Source organism: Cellulosilyticum lentocellum DSM 5427 (genome assembly GCF_000178835.2).
GTDB lineage: Bacteria > Bacillota > Clostridia > Lachnospirales > Cellulosilyticaceae > Cellulosilyticum > Cellulosilyticum lentocellum.
This window is the reverse complement of record NC_015275.1, coordinates 1,258,651-1,275,502: the sequence shown is the minus strand read 5'-3', so window position 1 is coordinate 1,275,502 and position 16,852 is coordinate 1,258,651. Positions and strand designations below refer to the sequence as shown.

Here is a 16,852-nt window from a genome sequence, read left to right as displayed (position 1 = left end):
TAGCTTATAATCATTCACTCTTCAATTTTTTGAGCAGATGTAATATATTTTTAATATTACTAAGTAGCTCTTTTTTCCCTGCTTCTTCTAGATTCGCTTTAAAAGCAGGTTCCTTGCCTCCTACGAATTTTAGATTTCTACCATACTCTTTAAGTATTTCAGGTACTTTTTCAGCATTAAGAGGTGCATTTTCTTTAAACTTAAAGGTTACATGTTTATTGTTCTCAGATACTAAAATAATATATAAATCATGTGCCATAGCTTTGATAAGGGCAATGTCTAATAAATTATATACAGCCACTGGGATGTTTCCATAACGGTCTTCAATTTCTTCTTGAACATCTAAATAGTCTGTTTCATTTTTAATCGAAGCAATCTTTTTATAAATATCCAGCTTTTGTATTTCATCAGGAATATAACTACCTGGAATATAAGCATTCAATTTAATTTCTATAGTTGTTTCATATTCTTCCGCTACTTCTTCCCCTCTTTCTTCACTCACTACTTCCGCTAACATTTTGCAGTACAAATCGTATCCAATGGACTCCATATGCCCATGTTGCTGAGCACCTAATAAATTGCCTGCCCCTCTAATTTCTAAGTCTCTCATTGCAATTTTAAAACCAGCTCCAAGTTCAGTAAACTGCTTAATGGCTTGAAGACGCTTCTCAGCTACTTCTTTTAGTACCTTATCTTTTTGATACATCAAATAAGCATACCCCATACGACTTGAGCGCCCAACACGTCCACGAAGTTGATACAATTGACTCAGCCCCATACGATCTGCATGATTCATAATAATTGTATTCGCATTAGAAATATCCAAACCCGTTTCAATAATAGTAGTACATACTAAAACGTCAATTTCACCTTCTATAAAGCGCAACATGATTTGCTCCAGTTCTCGTTCGCTCATTTGTCCATGGGCAAATGCCACTCTTGCTTTAGGAATCAGCTCTTGAATAGCATGTGCCTTTTCTTCTATATCTTTGACTTGATTATGAAGGAAATAGACCTGTCCTCCTCTAGTTAACTCTCTATTAATGGCATCCTTAATAAAGTCTTCACTATACTCAATCACATAGGTTTGTACAGGTTTTCTTTCAACCGGAGCTTCTTCTAAAACACTCATATCCCTAATCCCTATTAAACTCATGTGAAGGGTTCTCGGAATAGGTGTTGCTGTTAAATTCATTACATCAACTTGTGTACGAAGCTGTTTAAGTTTTTCTTTGTGAGTTACACCGAAGCGTTGCTCTTCATCAATGATTACAAGCCCCAAGTCTTTAAACTGTACATCCTTGGATAACAATCTATGGGTCCCGACGATAATATCTACTTTTCCACTTGCTAGGCCTTCTAAGCTTTTCTTAATTTGCTTAGGCGTTCTAAAACGTGAAAGCAATTCTATGGTAATAGGATAGTCTGCCATACGTTCTGCAAAACGCTGATAATGTTGCTGAGCTAAAATAGTAGTTGGTACAAGATATGCCACTTGCTTGCTATTTTGTACTGCTTTAAAAGCAGCACGGATAGCCACTTCTGTTTTCCCATATCCTACATCTCCACAAATAAGACGGTCCATGATTTTATCACTTTCCATATCTTTTTTAACATCTTCAATAGCTTCTAGTTGATCACCAGTTTCTTCATAAGGAAACATAGCTTCAAATTCTTTTTGCCAAATTGTATCTTCTTCATAGCAAAATCCTCTTGAATATTGTCTTTGGCTATAAAGCTTAACAAGCTCTTTAGCTATGTTTTGAATAGCTCCTTTGACTTTTGCTTTAGATTTTTTCCATTCAGATCCACCTAGTTTACTAAGTTTAGGCGCCTTACCTTCTGAACCTACATATTTTTGAACCATATCCATTTGATTGATATTAACGTACAATACATTGTTGTCTGCATATTCTATTTTTAAATTGTCTCTACTAATACCTTCAATGACAAGTTGCTCGACCCCTTTAAATACACCGATACCATGTTGTTCATGTACAACATAATCTCCAGGTGCAAGTTCCAAAAAGCTTTGTATTTTAGCACCACTGTGTTTTTTCTTGGATTTTTTGGTTTTCTTATCTTTTCCAAATAAATCTTTATCAGCCACTATATAAAGGCCTAAATCCTCATAATAAAAACCTTTCTCTAAAACACCCTTGTAAATTAGAATTTGCCCCTTCTTAACTTCCTCTTCACTATTTTCACTATAACTCGCAATGACTCCTCTTTCTTCTAGCTCACTCATAAGACGTAAGGATTTTGCTTTAACACCTGATAAAATAATAACTCTTTTATTATCTTTCTTCCATTCCTTTAAATCCTTCTCTAGGAGTTCAAGATTTTTATAAAAAGTATTATTCTCATGCACTTTAAGGAATAGCGTATAAGCAACATCAAAAGTCGCCACTTCTGCATTAAAGTTCATGAGAAAAAGTTTAGTGAAGGTTTCCATACGCGCAATTAAATGCTCATACTCAAAAATAAGCTGAATTTGTTTGGGTAAAATATGACCGTATTCAAGGCGATCTTTCATACTCATACCGTATTCTTCTAATACCCGTTCACATCTTGCCTTTGTTTTAATTGGTTCATCAATAATGAGAAGTGTCTCTTTAGGTAAGTAATCTAAAATAGATACTAATTTTAGCGACGTATATGGTATATACATCTCTAATCCTCGAGGACTAATATCATTTTGAATTTGATCTATTGCTTCTCCCACTTGTTCCTCTATCTTAAGTGCACTTTCCTTTTTGCCGGCTTGTCTTAACGCTTTAGTAGTCTTTTTCAGGTCTTCTTTAATCGCTGGAATAGCTTCTTTTAAAAGGTCTAAATGAAAAATAATTTCCTGATTAGGCACAATACGTAGTGCCTCTACCTTTTGAATAGAGCGTTGTGTTTGCACGTTAAAGTTCCTTATAGAGTCGACTTCATCATCCCAAAGTTCAATTCTATAAGGTTCTTCATCAATAGGTGTATAAATGTCTATAATACCGCCACGAATGGCAAATTGTCCCATTCCTTCTACTCGCCCAACTCGTTCATAGCCCATTTGAACTAATTCACGTTCTAAACGGCTAATGTTAATGCATTCTCCCGCTTGTACAATCTTTGTATAAGATTCCCATGTTTCTTTAGGGGACAAAGGATTAAGTAGTGCCTCAATAGGAATGATAAACACTGCCTTTTCTCCTTTTTGTAAGGCCTCAATCACTTTAATACGCTGGGAAGTAATATCCATACTGTGCACATCTGCGTTATAAAACAAGATATCTCTTGCAGGATAAATATACACTTTTTCTTTACCGTTTAAAGCCATCATATCTTCTGAAATTTGCTTGGTACTTGGCTCATCATAAGTGATAATTACAAGTGGCTTTTCAGTGAAGCAACCTATGCCATATGAAAAATGACCTTTGCAGGCATCTATCATGTTTACCACCTTGACATTTTCACCGTACTCCAGATGCTCTAAAAGCTGTGACATTCCCTGCACTTCTTTTAAAGGTTCTATAAGTCCTTTATGTTTATATCCCAATTTAATCACCGTCTTACTTTTAAGTTATACTTATTCATTGCTTTATCAATGCCATCCGTTACAAACATAGTTGTAGCATCTACAGCATCCTTAAATCTAGGCCCTATTATTTTAAGATCATCTTCTGAAAATCTACCTAATACATAATTAGCCAAGTCCCAACCTGCTGGTTTTTCACCAACACCAAACTTAAGTCTTGAGAAATCTTGTGTGCCTATGTGTGCAATAATACTTTTAATCCCATTATGCCCACCAGCACTACCATTTTTACGCAGGCGTAGTTGTCCTACTTCTAAAGAAACATCATCAAAAATAACAAATACTTCTTCATTGGTTATTTTATGAAAGTCCATACAAGCCCTTACAGCTTCGCCACTTAAATTCATATAGGTTTGAGGCTTCATTAAGATAACACGTTCACCTTTAATATTAGCTTCCCCAATTAAAGCTTTATATTTACTTTTCGTTACTTGTATATTATACGCTTCTGCTAAGCTATCTATCACTTCAAAACCAATATTATGTCTTGTGGCTGCATATTGCAGACCTGGATTTCCTAGTCCTACTATTAATTTCATTGTTTTCCACCTATCTTTTATAACTACCAATATATCTTTGTAACTTGCTATATCATATTTAAATGTGGCAGTTTTTTATAGTTTATCTGTATTTCTATCATATCATTCTTTTTTCAAATGTATAATAACAATATTATATATTACAATTTACTTTATGCAAATAAAAAACATCTTGGCTAGGAGGGAGGATTATCTCCGGCCAAGATGCTTTTTAAGCTTAGCAAATTACTTTTTAGTAAATGATATACTAGTCTCTTTGCTAGTTATTGCTTTAATGTCATCATAGTAAATACTTCCTATTAACTTATAAGTATCTGCATCTGCTCCTTCTGGCAAAATGGTATTGCACCATAATCCAAAGCCTTCAATCTTAGTTGAATCAAATACAGCATTTGCATCATCTCTACCTACAAAGCTACTAAATGGTATAGTTACCAAGATAGGTCCTGTAGCCTTGTTATATGCTTCATAGTCATTTAAGTATACCTCAAATACATTGCCACCTGATGTCACTTGAATAACAACCTTTTTATTCTTTCCATCTGGAATAGTCCATAACTGTAATGCATTTTGCTTAGACCAATCTACATTATTGAGACTCTTTGTAACACCAATATAACCGCCTGCTACAAGGTTATACTTAAATTCTAGTCCATATTTTCCTGCATACTTCTTATCACTTAAGCTTGGTGCCAATGTACAACCGGTTCCTTTTCCTATACTCCAACTTGTATTTAGAACTTCATTATCTCCATAGTAATCATCGAAAGTATCTACTACTGTAGGTACATAAACAGGTTCTGGCATATTGAATTTACCATTTATTTTACTGATTTCTTTACCCTCTACAGTGAGGTTGATTGTCCCTGTAGTTTCACCTACTTTTTTAAGCTCTGCTTTTGTTAATTCTGACACATAAGCTCCAGAGACATCTTGAGTTGCAGCTAAGGTTTTAACTACTTTTCCTGCCTTATTTTTAATTGTAAAGTTAACTTTAGCTGTATCAATGACATTATTAACACTTGCTTTAATTGTTATAGTATCTAATATACGACTACCCGATGTAGGATAAGTAATATATCCTGTTACATTTGTATTGTCTTTAACTTTTACAGAAAGCTTATTTAAATCTCCTACTTGTGCTGCAAATACAGATTTACTATTATTATAAAAATCAATAAAGTTATCTAGCATTTCATGTCCCTTCATGCTAGCTTCCGTCTTTTCTGTCACATATGGTGTATAATAACCACTGTTTGTTCCAAAGTTTGCCCATAGCAAGAAATAAGATGCCGAAGATGGTGCTATAGCTTCTAGCACTTCATTATACCAATCTTTCCTCTCATTTCCACCTTTAAGTAATACTTCATTTCCATTAGAAATACCTGTTTCTGTTACAGCGAACAATTTATTATGTTGTTGAGCAAATTGTTCTACAACAATAAGTTGCTTTTTAAAATTAGCAATAAAACTATCTCCTTCTGCTGGATATTGATGATACATATCAAAACCTACCATATCAACATAGTCATCTCCAGGATAGCGTTTTGCATAGTCAGCCACACTCTCTGCCTCTGATCCTGGTCCATATACATAGAGAATGTTATGTATCTGTTTTGTATCACGTAAATAGTCTACAGTATATTTATATAAGTTTTTGTAGGCATCTTCATCACAGAAGGCTGCTCCCCACCAGAACCAACTGCCTGTATTTTCGTGGAAAGGACGTAGTAATATAGGTGTATCTCCCATTTCTTCCGCATAAGCTGCAATCATATCAAGATAAGCATTAAATAAATAATTGAGCTTTCCACCTGGCATAATCTTTTGAACAACATCCCCACTGGTAACCCATGAACCATCCACATTATTGCCTTCACTCAAGAAGTCTGCTTTTGTCCAATCTAGCGTGCCATCTTTCCCTGGTTTATTAGCTATACGGTCAGCAATAATAGTAAAGTTAGGCATGTGTGCTGAAACAGTTATAATAGCACCTTCTGCTACTGCCTCCTTGTTCATTTTAGCGCATGCTTCTATACGTTGTTGACTAGTCATGTTTGTAGGGTACTGATTTTCAAGTCCACCAGGAAACTCATTTCCAGCTAAAGACAAAGTATCAATTCCCACTACAGCAGAAATAGAGCCTGTCACATCTTTTGTATCTGAATTACTTAATTTCTTATTGCCTGCTTTATGATGTGTATCATTTTGATGACCATACAATACACTATCCGATTTGCCTACGGCTTCTAAATAAGCATATAATTGAGCTACTGAATCTACTGCCTTGTCATCTACCAATTTAACTTCTTTAGATGTATTCACCTGCTTACCATTTGAAACAATAGAATTGGCATTAACCTTGATAGCTGTTTGAGTTTTCACTTTTTGTGTTGCTTCTACGATCACAGGTTCTGTAATAGCAGCTTTACCATTAGTAAGTTTGACATTATCTAGATAAATCTTACCTTTATAATCACAATTACTAGCAGCTAAACAAGGTACTACTGCTTTTAAACCTTTTATTTGTTCAATCTCTTTTCCAAATGAAATGGAAACATTAGCACTTTTATAACCATTTCCCATTGAAGCAAATGCGCTTACTGCAATTTCTGGAATTGTTTCACACTGAGTCCAAGTCCAATCATTCCCCATTTTAGCTACAGCTTGTGCTTTAAATACACCTGTAAAAGTACTTTTTTCTGGAATAATCAAATCAAAACTCAAGGTTGCTCCAGCATTAATTTGGTCAGCATACTCATAATATAAGTCTTGTTGAAAAACAGTAAGCCATGAGTTATTAATATCACCTTCCAATTCAAATCCTAATGCTTTGTTCCCTCCTATGTCCTCTGCTGATGCTTCTTTTTTAAAATCATTCTCATAAATCATTGCACTTTCCCCTGATGCACCAAATACTTGAGCTGTAGGTAAGATTGGCACTATCATAGTCGCTGCCATAAGAGATGCCCATACCCTTTTTAACTTCTTATTATGCATTTAAAATACCCCCTTCTATATGTTTAAATGCATTATATCACATATTATTAGTTAGAAAAATATATTTTTAAATATATTTTTCTAAATTATTTAGTATTTTTTACTCATCAGTTTTTTAATTGTAAGGTATTTTTAATTTAATTAGTAAATTATTTTATATTTAAAGCACTATTTATGTTCATTTTTTGAATATGGATATTTCTTAGCACACCTCCCCCTCCTCATAGATTTTTTTGCTTTACACTCTTTCTTATTATTACCCCTCTCATTTTAACTAATATTATACTTTATTTGCATTAAATATTAGTTTTTTTAACCTTAAATTTTATTAGTTAGCTATTAATTCTATCGCATTTAGAGATATTCTATGTAACACTCCTTATTGCTGTACTTTTATCTATATCAGTTCAAAATATGTTATATACAATATAAAATAATACTTTCTGTTAATAAAAAAAGAGATAATCCATAAAAGGACTACCTCTCTTTACTCTAATCAAATAATTTAGATACTGATAAATCTTCGTGTATGCGTCTGATTGCATCTGCAAAAATTGGAGCAACTGAAATCTCTTTGATTTTTGCAATTCTTTTCTCTTCTGGTATAGCAATTGTATTAAGCACTACTAATTCTTCAATAGCAGAAGCTTCTATTCTTTCTAACGCAGGACCTGAAAGCACACCATGTGTACAACAAGCATATACAGCTGTTGCCCCTCTTTCTTTAAGTGCATTTGCAGCATTGCAAATAGTTCCTGCTGTATCAATCATATCGTCAATTAAGAGAACGCGTTTACCATTAACATCACCAATGATATTCATAATTTCAGATACATTTGCTTTTGGTCTTCTCTTATCAATAATCGCTAAAGGTATATCGAGTTTAGTAGCAAAAGATCTGACTCTACCCACACTACCTAAGTCTGGTGATACAGCCACTACATCTTCTGTTTGATCACCAAATTTATCCGCATAGTATTTAGTTAAAAGTGGCATACCTACTAAATGATCTACTGGAATGTTAAAGAACCCTTGAATTTGTGAGCAGTGTAAGTCCATTGTAAGTACTCTGTCAGCACCAGCTGTTTGCAGAATATCTGCTACAAGTTTTGAACTAATTGGATCTCTAGCTCTTGTTTTTCTATCTTGTCTTGCATAACCATAGTATGGGATAACTGCCGTAATACGCCCTGCTGAAGCACGTTTCATGGCATCAATCATAATAAGCAATTCCATAAGATGTTCATTAGCTGGAGTAGAAGTTGGTTGGATAATATAAACATCGGTACCACGTACTTTCTCGTCAATTTTAACGCTTATTTCTCCATCACTAAATTTCATAACCTCTGATTTACCAAGTGTAACGTCTAATCCTTGTGCGATTTCCTTAGCAAGCTGGGGGTGAGCATTACAAGTAAACACTTTAATATCAGTGTAATTTCTAATCATTTGATTGAGTCCTCCTTCAATAATAGACCATGTATTCCGCAAAATATTATATCATATTGTATACAGGATGCAAAGCATACAAACTATTTTAATGACAATTAACAATTTTTTCTTGTTTTTTTACTTATTTTTGTCGCTTTTTTGCTACCCAGTTTTCCTTGTTTTCTTGTTTTGCTCTAGCTATAGCTAAGCTATCTTTAGGAACAGTTTTAGTAATAGTAGACCCTGCCGCTGTATAAGCATTATCTTCCACAGTTACAGGCGATACTAAATTTGTGTTACATCCTATAAAAGCATTGTCTCCAATTATTGTACGATGCTTTTTCTGCCCATCGTAATTAACAACTACACTGCCACAGCCAAAGTTGACATTTTTACCTACATCAGCATCTCCTACATAAGTCAGATGAGATATTTTAGTCCCATCACCAATATTAGCATTTTTAATTTCTACAAAATCCCCTACCTTAATATTTTTACCGATATGAGAATTTGGTCTAATATAAGCAAAAGGTCCTACATGTGTTCCTTCATCTACAAAACTATCTGTTATAACGCTAATTTCTACCTCAACCTGATCTGCTAGAGTAGTATTTTTTAATTTGGAATGATAACCAATACGGCACCCTTCTCCAATAGCAGTTTTTCCTTCTAGCATACAGCCTGGTTCAATAATGGTATCTTTGCCAATAATAACATCTAACTCAATATAAGTGCTCATCGGATCAATGAAGGTAACACCATTTGCCATATGCTTTTCATTAATACGTTTCTTCATCACCTCTGTTACAGCTGCTAGTTGAACTCTTGAATTAACACCTGCAATGTCATCAGCTTCCCTTGTAGCAATAGCATTTACCTTGTGGCCATCTTTTAATAGTATTTCGATTGTATCAGTTAAATAATACTCGTTTTGTACATTATTATTCGTAAGTTTAGATAAAGCATATTTTAGAAGTTTCGCGTCAAAAGCATACATACCACCATTAATCTCTTTGATTGCTTTTTCTTCTTCAGTAGCATCTTTTTGTTCAACAATTTTTACCAAATTGCCATTAGCATCTCTTACAATACGGCCATAGCCTGTTGGGTCATCCATCATAGCCGAAAGTACTGTAATCGCATTATTATTATGATGATGAAAATCTAACATATCTTGTAAAGTTTCCCCAGTAACTAACGGCGTATCCCCACATAAAATAAGTACTTCATCAGCACTTTCAATAAAGTCCATAGCTTGCATAACAGCATGCCCTGTTCCTAATTGCTCTTTTTGAAGTACATAGCTTACATCTTCCCCTAATGCATTTTTAACATCTTCTGCTTTATGTCCTACAATTAAACAAACCTCTTCTACTCCTACTGCTTTTGCTGCTAATATAGGATATTCCACTAGGCTTTTTCCAAACACTTTATGAAGTACTTTTGAACCATTTGATTTCATACGTGTGCCTTGACCAGCTGCTAGAATTAATGCCTTTGTTTTCATTTAAAATCTTCCTTTCACGTTTCTACTTCTAAGCTATTCTCTCACTTTATAATCATTTATGCAACAAAAAAATGTCCTAAAAGCATAACCTTTAGGACACTCTTCATATGTAATTATTCTTCAGCAGTTAAATCGCTATCATCAGCGATAGCAACCTCATCTGATAATAATACCATTTCATATTTTTCTAACACTTGATTTTGAATACGATCTCTTGTTTCTGAATTAATAGGATGAGCAATATCTCTGAACTCCCCATCTAAAGTCTTACGGCTTGGCATTGCAATAAAGCGTCCTTTATCCCCTTCAATTACTTTGATATCATGAACAACAAATTCATTATCAAAAGTAACAGACACAACTGCTTTCATTTTGCCATCCTTATTGATTTTTCTTACTCTAATATCTGTGATTTCCATTAGCAAATCCTCCCTGTTATTAACTAGTGCCATGTTGGCTATCCTATTAATATTGTATTATTATTTGAATTATATGATATTTTTAAGAAATAGTCAATATTTTTTATTTTGACTTATAATTCCATCATGTATAAGGCATTTACAACATATACTAGTAACTTAATCACTTTTTTTTAGCGTTATTAAACAATATTTCTTTTTTCCAAAAGAATAATATTGTCTTTTGTTCCAATTACTTTCTGTCCATCAGATACAAAAACTTGTTTATCTAGAATAGCATTTTCAATGATACATCCCTTACCAATGGTAGCTCCTTCCATAATGATAGAGTCTTTAACCTTTGTCCCTTCACCAATAAATACTTTTCTAAAAAGTACAGAGTTTTCTACCTGCCCATTAATAATATCACCTCCACTAACAATGCTATTAAGCACTTTAGCTTGTACATTAAACTTTGTTGGTGGCTCATCTTTAGCTTTTGTATAAATATAAGGGTAGGTATTAAAGAATAGATTTCTTACTTCAGGTGTCAAGAAATCCATATTAATGCGATAGAATTCATTAATATCTCTTATTCTCCTCCAATAGCCTTCAAAGTGATAACCATAAATTTTAAGCTTTTTACGGTAACGAATGATAATATCACTTACTAAATTGTATCTTCCTTCTACTTCCAGTTGTTCTAGAAGTTTAATGAGTAACTCTCTACTCATTACATATACCCCTAAGGAAACGGTAGTAAACTGTGGGTTAAGTGGTTTTTCTTCAAAGTCAATCATTTGTTTATTTTCATCTAACCCAATAACACCATAGTCTTCTACATTATACGTATTCATATCCTTATATGCGATTGTAATGTCCGCATTACGTTGTTCATGATACTTAATAATCTTTTCATAATCCATCTTATAAATTTGTTCCCCTGAAGTAATAACAACATACGGCTCATTACTTTTCTTTAGGAAATCAATGTTTTGGAAAATAGAATCTGCTGTTCCTCTAAAACCATAGGTTTCTTGATTAAGCATGGTCGGTGTGAATAAAAAAAGTCCTGTCTTTTTTCTACCAAAATCCCACCATTTAGATGAACCAATATGATCCGCCAATGATCTCGCACTATATTGAGAAATAACTGCTACTTTTTTAATCCCTGAATTACTTAGGTTACTTAAAGCAAAGTCAATTGCTCTATAAGAACCACCAATAGGCATAGCTGCAACATTTCTTTGTTTGGTTAATACCCCTAGTGAATTCCTTTTTCCACCCGCTAATATGATTCCGATAGCTCTCATGTTTTCCCCTCCTACACAATAAGTGAATGTCCGCTTTCTAATTCGCCGTTTACATAGTGTTCTTGTAGTGTATGACCACCAACTTCACAGTTCTTACCAATCTTAACATTGTCAGGAATAACTGTGTTATCACCTATAGCTGTTATACCACTATAATAAATATGTGGTTTGGTAACATGTGGGACAGCTTCTCCTACTCCTATATATGTATTCTCACCTATTTCTGACTTTTCAGAAACCACACAGTGATCTAAATTAGCCCCTTTTCTTACTATTGTTTCTCCCATAACAATAGAATTTTTAACAACAGCACCTTCTTCAATAATAACTCTTGGTCCTAGTACAGAATTATAAACTTGACCATAGACTTCACAGCCTTCTGCTACAAGTGATTGCTCTAATATAGCATCGACTCCTATATATTGTGGCAATTGATGTTCTATATTCGTATAAATTTTCCAAAACTCATCATAAAGATTAAAAACAGGCACGGTTTCAGTTAATTCCATATTTGCTTTCCAGTAAGCTTCAATAGTACCAATATCCCTCCAATAATCATTGAAACGATAGGCAAATACATTTTTCTCTCCATTAATCATCTCTGGAATAATATGTTTTCCAAAATCGCTATGCTCATGGATAGTATTATCTTTTATAAGTGCTTCCTTAAGTACCTTCCATGTAAAAATATAAATACCCATAGAAGCCAAAGTACTTTTTGGTTGTTTAGGCTTTTCTTCGAATTCCACAATACGCCCTGTTTCATCTGTATTCATAATACCAAATTGATCAGCAATTTCTAAAGGTACATCAATAACTGCAATAGTGGCATCTGAATTATTTTTCTTATGTTCCTCAAGCATAGCACTATAATCCATCTTATAAACATGGTCACCAGACAGAACCAATATATACTCCGGATTATATTCATCGATATAACGAATATTGTGATAAATTGCATTAGCTGTTCCTGAATACCACGAACCTTCATTTCCCGTTTTTAAGAAAGGTGGTAGTACAGTTACACCACCATTTCTTCTATCTAGATCCCAAGGAATACCTATTCCTATATGCTTTGTTAGAAGTAATGGTTCATATTGAGTGAGCACACCTACTGTATCAATGCCTGAGTTGATACAGTTACTAAGTGGGAAATCTATTATTCTATATTTTCCACCGAACATAACAGCAGGCTTTGCAATCTGTTTTGTCAGAATGCCCAACCTGCTTCCTTGTCCCCCTGCTAATAACATAGCAATCATTTCTTTCTTATTCATGCAATCCCTCCTACCTTTTGTATGCCGAGTTTATTCTTGAATAATTTCTTGCCTGTTGCGTATTAGCATTGTACCATTTTCCCATTTTTTTTACAATATTATATCAATATATATTTTTAAAAATTTAACAAAAATATCTGTTTTTTTTCTACTTGACTTCTACTCTACATTATAAATATCTACAACCTTATTATTCTCATCCACTGTATCTAACCATAATAGTGTTTTAAAATCTTCTACCACCTTTTTCTCAGGATTTTTAGTAGCCATTAAAACACCTATCCCTACCATTTCTGCTTCAAATTCTTGCATTAAATCAATAATTCCTTTTGCAGTTCCTCCTGCTTTCATAAAGTCATCAATAAACAGTACTTTTGAACCTTTTTTAATTGCTTTTGTAGAAAGGCACATGGTTTTTATACGATGATTACTTCCTGTAATGTAATTCATATGAATAACAGTTCCATCTGTTAACTTACTTTGATTGCGTACCACTACCATTGGTTTATTTAAAATCATCGCTGTCATCAAAGCAATAGGGATTCCCTTTGTTTCTACCGTGATAATATAATCTACTTCCACATCCTTAAATAAGCTTGCTAAAGCTCTTCCAATATTTTTAGAAATAGTTGGAGAGTATAATAAGTCATTTGTATAAATGTACCCTCCCGGAATAATTCTTTCCGAATGATTAATCATTTCACAAAGTTCATTAGTAAACTCCCTAATCTGCTCTTTAGTCATTAATGGATTATAGTATACCCCCCCTGCTGCACCTGATATTGTTTCTATATTTCCTAAATCATATTGTGCAAAGATATCTTTAACTACATCAAGATCTTCACTTATAGTAGATTTAGCACAGTCAAATATATTGCAAAAATGAGTAAGTGTAAAAATTTTGTTAGGGTTATTAGTCAGAATATTTGTAATCACACTAATACGATCATGCTTTTGTACTTTTCTCATTATATTTCTCCTTTTCTAAGCTAAATTGCTTTCTTCTATTATAAACACAAAACCGAATATTTAAAAGCATTACATGAAAAACATTCACCTTTCAAAAAAAATTTGTTTATTATTTTATTCTTGGTATATAATTATAAAATAATATGATGCATAATATGATATAAGGCATCATTTTTAAAGAATAATAATTTATTCATTGAAAGGACTAATACTATGTCAAACATCAATTCTTTAATAGGTAAGAAGAAAATACATTTTATCGGCATCGGTGGCATTAGCATGAGCGGGCTAGCTGAAATTGTTCATTATAAAGGTTATGAGGTAACAGGCTCTGATATGAAGGCCTCAATAACAACTAAACACCTTGAAGATTTAGGCCTTACTATTTATTACGGCCATGATAAAAATAATATTGCTGATGATGTAGATCTTATCGTTTATACTGCTGCTATCCATGAAGATAATCCAGAGCTTCAGTTAGCTCATGAAAAACATATCACAACTATTACACGTTCTAAATTCTTAGGCATTCTTATGAAGCACTTTGATACTCCCATTTGCGTATCTGGTACTCATGGTAAAACAACTACCACATCTATGTTAGCTCATGGATTAATGGCTGCTGACCTTGACCCCACTATTACAGTAGGTGGTATTTTAAAAGCTATTCACGGAAATATTCGCATTGGGCAATCACCTTACTTTTTGACTGAAGCTTGCGAATACTGTGATAGTTTCTTAGACTTTTTCCCTCAAATAGGTATTATTCTTAATATAGAAGAAGACCATATGGACTACTTCAAAGATATTAATCAAATCCGTCATTCTTTCCAGAAATTCTCAAGTAAAATTCCAAGCAACGGTTTCCTTGCTATTAACGGGAAAGTTCCAAATCTAGATGAGTTTACGGCTCCTCTTTCATGTAAAACAGAAACCTTTGGGATTGGTAGTCATTATAATTGGACTGCTGAAAATATTACTTTTAACGATAAAGCTTGTGCTAGCTTTGATGTTTATTATAACGAGACCTTTATGACACATTTAGACCTTCATGTTCCAGGGCAACATAATATTTTAAACGCTTTAGCTGTTTGCAGTGTCTATCATTTTCTTGGTCTTGAACTTCATTTATTAGGAAAAGGACTTGAGGCATTCACAGGTGCTGATCAACGTTTTGAAATTAAAGGTAAAATTAATGATATTACCATTGTAGATGATTATGCCCACCATCCAACTGAAATTGCTGCTACTTTAGAAGTAGCAAAAGCTTATCCTCACAATCACCTATATGTTGTTTTTCAACCTCATACTTATACAAGAACAAAAGCTTTCCTTGATGACTTCGCTGCAGTCTTAAGTTCCGCTGAAAATGTTATTATTACAGATATTTATGCCGCCAGGGAAAAAAATCCTGGGGATATCTCTGCAGAAGATATCATCAAAAAAATCAACAAAAAAGGCAAGAATGCTCTTTACATGAAAGACTTTGAACAAATCGCTAACTACTTAAACGAGCATACTGTCCCAAATGATTTAGTCATTACCATGGGGGCTGGAAATGTGAATCAAATAGCAGGCCTTTTATTAAACAAATAGTTATCAACAAAACTGCCTGACGATTATCCACACCCTGTGTGAATAATCGTCAGAGTTATCAACAAAAATCACTTAAAATCTCCACAGCCCTACGGAGATTTTATTTTTTTGCTTATCATATTTTCTTCATTTTGTGCTATAATACTAACACATCAAATAAATACTTATGAAGGAGGTGTCTCTATGGCATATATTAAATATAAAGTAGCCAAACAACCTTTCGTACATGTTCCTTATTGGTTCATTTCTGACTATATGCCTAAGGCACTTAGTGGTTATACTAAAGTTTATCTTTATTTACTAGCTATCTTTTCAGATACTTCTGCCCCTCCTCTTTCTCTAGAAGAGGTAAGTAACCATCTTGATATGCTTTACTCTGAAGTACTACAAGCACTTAAATACTGGAATGACCAAGGTGTAATTTGCTTTTCTGAACTCTCTCTAGATGAATTTGATTTAGAATTCTACTTTGAAAAACCTAAAGCAAAAGAGGACTCACCTGCCCTTCCTATTTCTAAAACGATTATTAGACAAACTAGACCGGAATATCGTACTGAGGAAATTAATCTTTACTTAGAAGATAGCCCTGCTGTGCTTAAGCTCTTTAAAGTAGCCGAAGAATATTTAGGCAGACTCCTTACTATCACAGATCAAAAGATACTTTTCAGCCTCTATGATTGGTTACATATGCCCTTTGACCTTATTGAGTTTCTCATCGAACATTGTGCTTCCAATAACCATAGAGCCATTCACTATATTGAAAAAGTAGCTATAAGCTGGGTAGATGAAGGCATTACTACGGTAGTTGCTGCTAAAGAAAAAGTAGCCATGGATAAGCGATATTTTAAAATTTTAAATAGCTTAGGTGCATCTAAAAGTACTCTTACTTCTGCTGAACGTAATTGTATGAATAAGTGGTTTGATACTTATCATTTTAATATGGATGTTATTTTAGAAGCTTGCAAACGAACTGTTATGCAGACCAATAAACCTAGTTTAAACTATGCAGATTCAATACTAACTTCTTGGTATACAGATAAGGTAAAATCTCTTGAAGATATTAAAGCTTTAGACAAAGCCCACGAAAGTAAAAAGGCTTTAAACACACCAACCTCTTCGATTACACCTATCTCAAACAAGGTATCTCAATTTAACAATATGTATTCACATGATTGGGATTTTGATGAGCTAGAGAAATTGCAACGTGAACATATCACACGAAAGCTAAATGGAGGAAACTAA

General features: G+C 33.6%; 11 protein-coding genes. 2 read left to right on the top strand and 9 right to left on the bottom strand.

Annotated elements, in window-relative coordinates:
• Positions 1-10 precede the first annotated feature (10 nt).
• The 9 genes from mfd to purR all read right to left on the bottom strand — a co-directional run bounded on the left by mfd (position 11) and on the right by purR (position 14,014).
• Positions 11-3,490 (bottom strand): transcription-repair coupling factor, encoded by a 3,480-nt coding sequence (mfd, locus tag CLOLE_RS05695; protein WP_041713457.1) that lies wholly within the window; start codon positions 3,488-3,490, stop codon positions 11-13.
• A 56-nt stretch (positions 3,491-3,546) separates the two neighbouring features.
• Complete coding sequence (gene pth, locus CLOLE_RS05690; RefSeq protein WP_013656132.1) at positions 3,547-4,119, bottom strand: aminoacyl-tRNA hydrolase; 573 nt, start codon at positions 4,117-4,119, stop codon at positions 3,547-3,549.
• A 225-nt stretch (positions 4,120-4,344) separates the two neighbouring features.
• Positions 4,345-7,119, bottom strand: coding sequence for a glycoside hydrolase family 26 protein (locus CLOLE_RS05685; RefSeq protein ID WP_013656131.1), 2,775 nt, complete (start codon positions 7,117-7,119; stop codon positions 4,345-4,347).
• Between the two features lie 492 nt (positions 7,120-7,611).
• Positions 7,612-8,568 (bottom strand): ribose-phosphate diphosphokinase, encoded by a 957-nt coding sequence (locus CLOLE_RS05680; protein WP_013656130.1) that lies wholly within the window; start codon positions 8,566-8,568, stop codon positions 7,612-7,614.
• Positions 8,569-8,692: 124 nt separating this feature from the next.
• Positions 8,693-10,057 carry a bifunctional UDP-N-acetylglucosamine diphosphorylase/glucosamine-1-phosphate N-acetyltransferase GlmU gene (gene glmU / locus CLOLE_RS05675; RefSeq protein ID WP_013656129.1) on the bottom strand — a complete coding sequence of 455 codons (1,365 nt, stop codon included), beginning with the start codon at positions 10,055-10,057 and terminating at the stop codon, positions 8,693-8,695.
• A 113-nt stretch (positions 10,058-10,170) separates the two neighbouring features.
• A complete protein-coding gene (gene spoVG / locus CLOLE_RS05670; RefSeq protein ID WP_013656128.1) occupies positions 10,171-10,476 on the bottom strand; it encodes a septation regulator SpoVG in 306 nt (101 codons plus the stop codon).
• A 182-nt stretch (positions 10,477-10,658) separates the two neighbouring features.
• Positions 10,659-11,768 carry a glucose-1-phosphate adenylyltransferase subunit GlgD gene (glgD, locus tag CLOLE_RS05665; RefSeq protein ID WP_013656127.1) on the bottom strand — a complete coding sequence of 370 codons (1,110 nt, stop codon included), beginning with the start codon at positions 11,766-11,768 and terminating at the stop codon, positions 10,659-10,661.
• 11 nt (positions 11,769-11,779) lie between these two features.
• Positions 11,780-13,045 (bottom strand): glucose-1-phosphate adenylyltransferase, encoded by a 1,266-nt coding sequence (locus CLOLE_RS05660; RefSeq protein ID WP_013656126.1) that lies wholly within the window; start codon positions 13,043-13,045, stop codon positions 11,780-11,782.
• Between the two features lie 159 nt (positions 13,046-13,204).
• Complete coding sequence (gene purR / locus CLOLE_RS05655) at positions 13,205-14,014, bottom strand: pur operon repressor (protein WP_013656125.1); 810 nt, start codon at positions 14,012-14,014, stop codon at positions 13,205-13,207.
• 213 nt (positions 14,015-14,227) lie between these two features.
• Between purR and murC the strand changes: the two genes are divergently transcribed.
• Both murC and CLOLE_RS05645 read left to right on the top strand, forming a co-directional pair.
• Complete coding sequence (gene murC / locus CLOLE_RS05650) at positions 14,228-15,610, top strand: UDP-N-acetylmuramate--L-alanine ligase (protein ID WP_013656124.1); 1,383 nt, start codon at positions 14,228-14,230, stop codon at positions 15,608-15,610.
• A 183-nt stretch (positions 15,611-15,793) separates the two neighbouring features.
• Complete coding sequence (locus CLOLE_RS05645) at positions 15,794-16,852, top strand: DnaD domain protein (protein ID WP_013656123.1); 1,059 nt, start codon at positions 15,794-15,796, stop codon at positions 16,850-16,852.

Excerpts from the sequence above, each read along its gene's own strand:
- mfd (WP_041713457.1), bottom strand. The coding sequence starts at position 3,490 with ATGTCACAGCTTTTAGAGCATCTGGAGTACGGTGAAAATGTCAAGGTG.
- pth (WP_013656132.1), bottom strand. The coding sequence starts at position 4,119 with ATGAAATTAATAGTAGGACTAGGAAATCCAGGTCTGCAATATGCAGCC.
- CLOLE_RS05685 (WP_013656131.1), bottom strand. The coding sequence starts at position 7,119 with ATGCATAATAAGAAGTTAAAAAGGGTATGGGCATCTCTTATGGCAGCG.
- CLOLE_RS05680 (WP_013656130.1), bottom strand. The coding sequence starts at position 8,568 with ATGATTAGAAATTACACTGATATTAAAGTGTTTACTTGTAATGCTCAC.
- glmU (WP_013656129.1), bottom strand. The coding sequence starts at position 10,057 with ATGAAAACAAAGGCATTAATTCTAGCAGCTGGTCAAGGCACACGTATG.
- spoVG (WP_013656128.1), bottom strand. The coding sequence starts at position 10,476 with ATGGAAATCACAGATATTAGAGTAAGAAAAATCAATAAGGATGGCAAA.
- glgD (WP_013656127.1), bottom strand. The coding sequence starts at position 11,768 with ATGAGAGCTATCGGAATCATATTAGCGGGTGGAAAAAGGAATTCACTA.
- CLOLE_RS05660 (WP_013656126.1), bottom strand. The coding sequence starts at position 13,045 with ATGAATAAGAAAGAAATGATTGCTATGTTATTAGCAGGGGGACAAGGA.
- purR (WP_013656125.1), bottom strand. The coding sequence starts at position 14,014 with ATGAGAAAAGTACAAAAGCATGATCGTATTAGTGTGATTACAAATATT.
- murC (WP_013656124.1), top strand. The coding sequence starts at position 14,228 with ATGTCAAACATCAATTCTTTAATAGGTAAGAAGAAAATACATTTTATC.
- CLOLE_RS05645 (WP_013656123.1), top strand. The coding sequence starts at position 15,794 with ATGGCATATATTAAATATAAAGTAGCCAAACAACCTTTCGTACATGTT.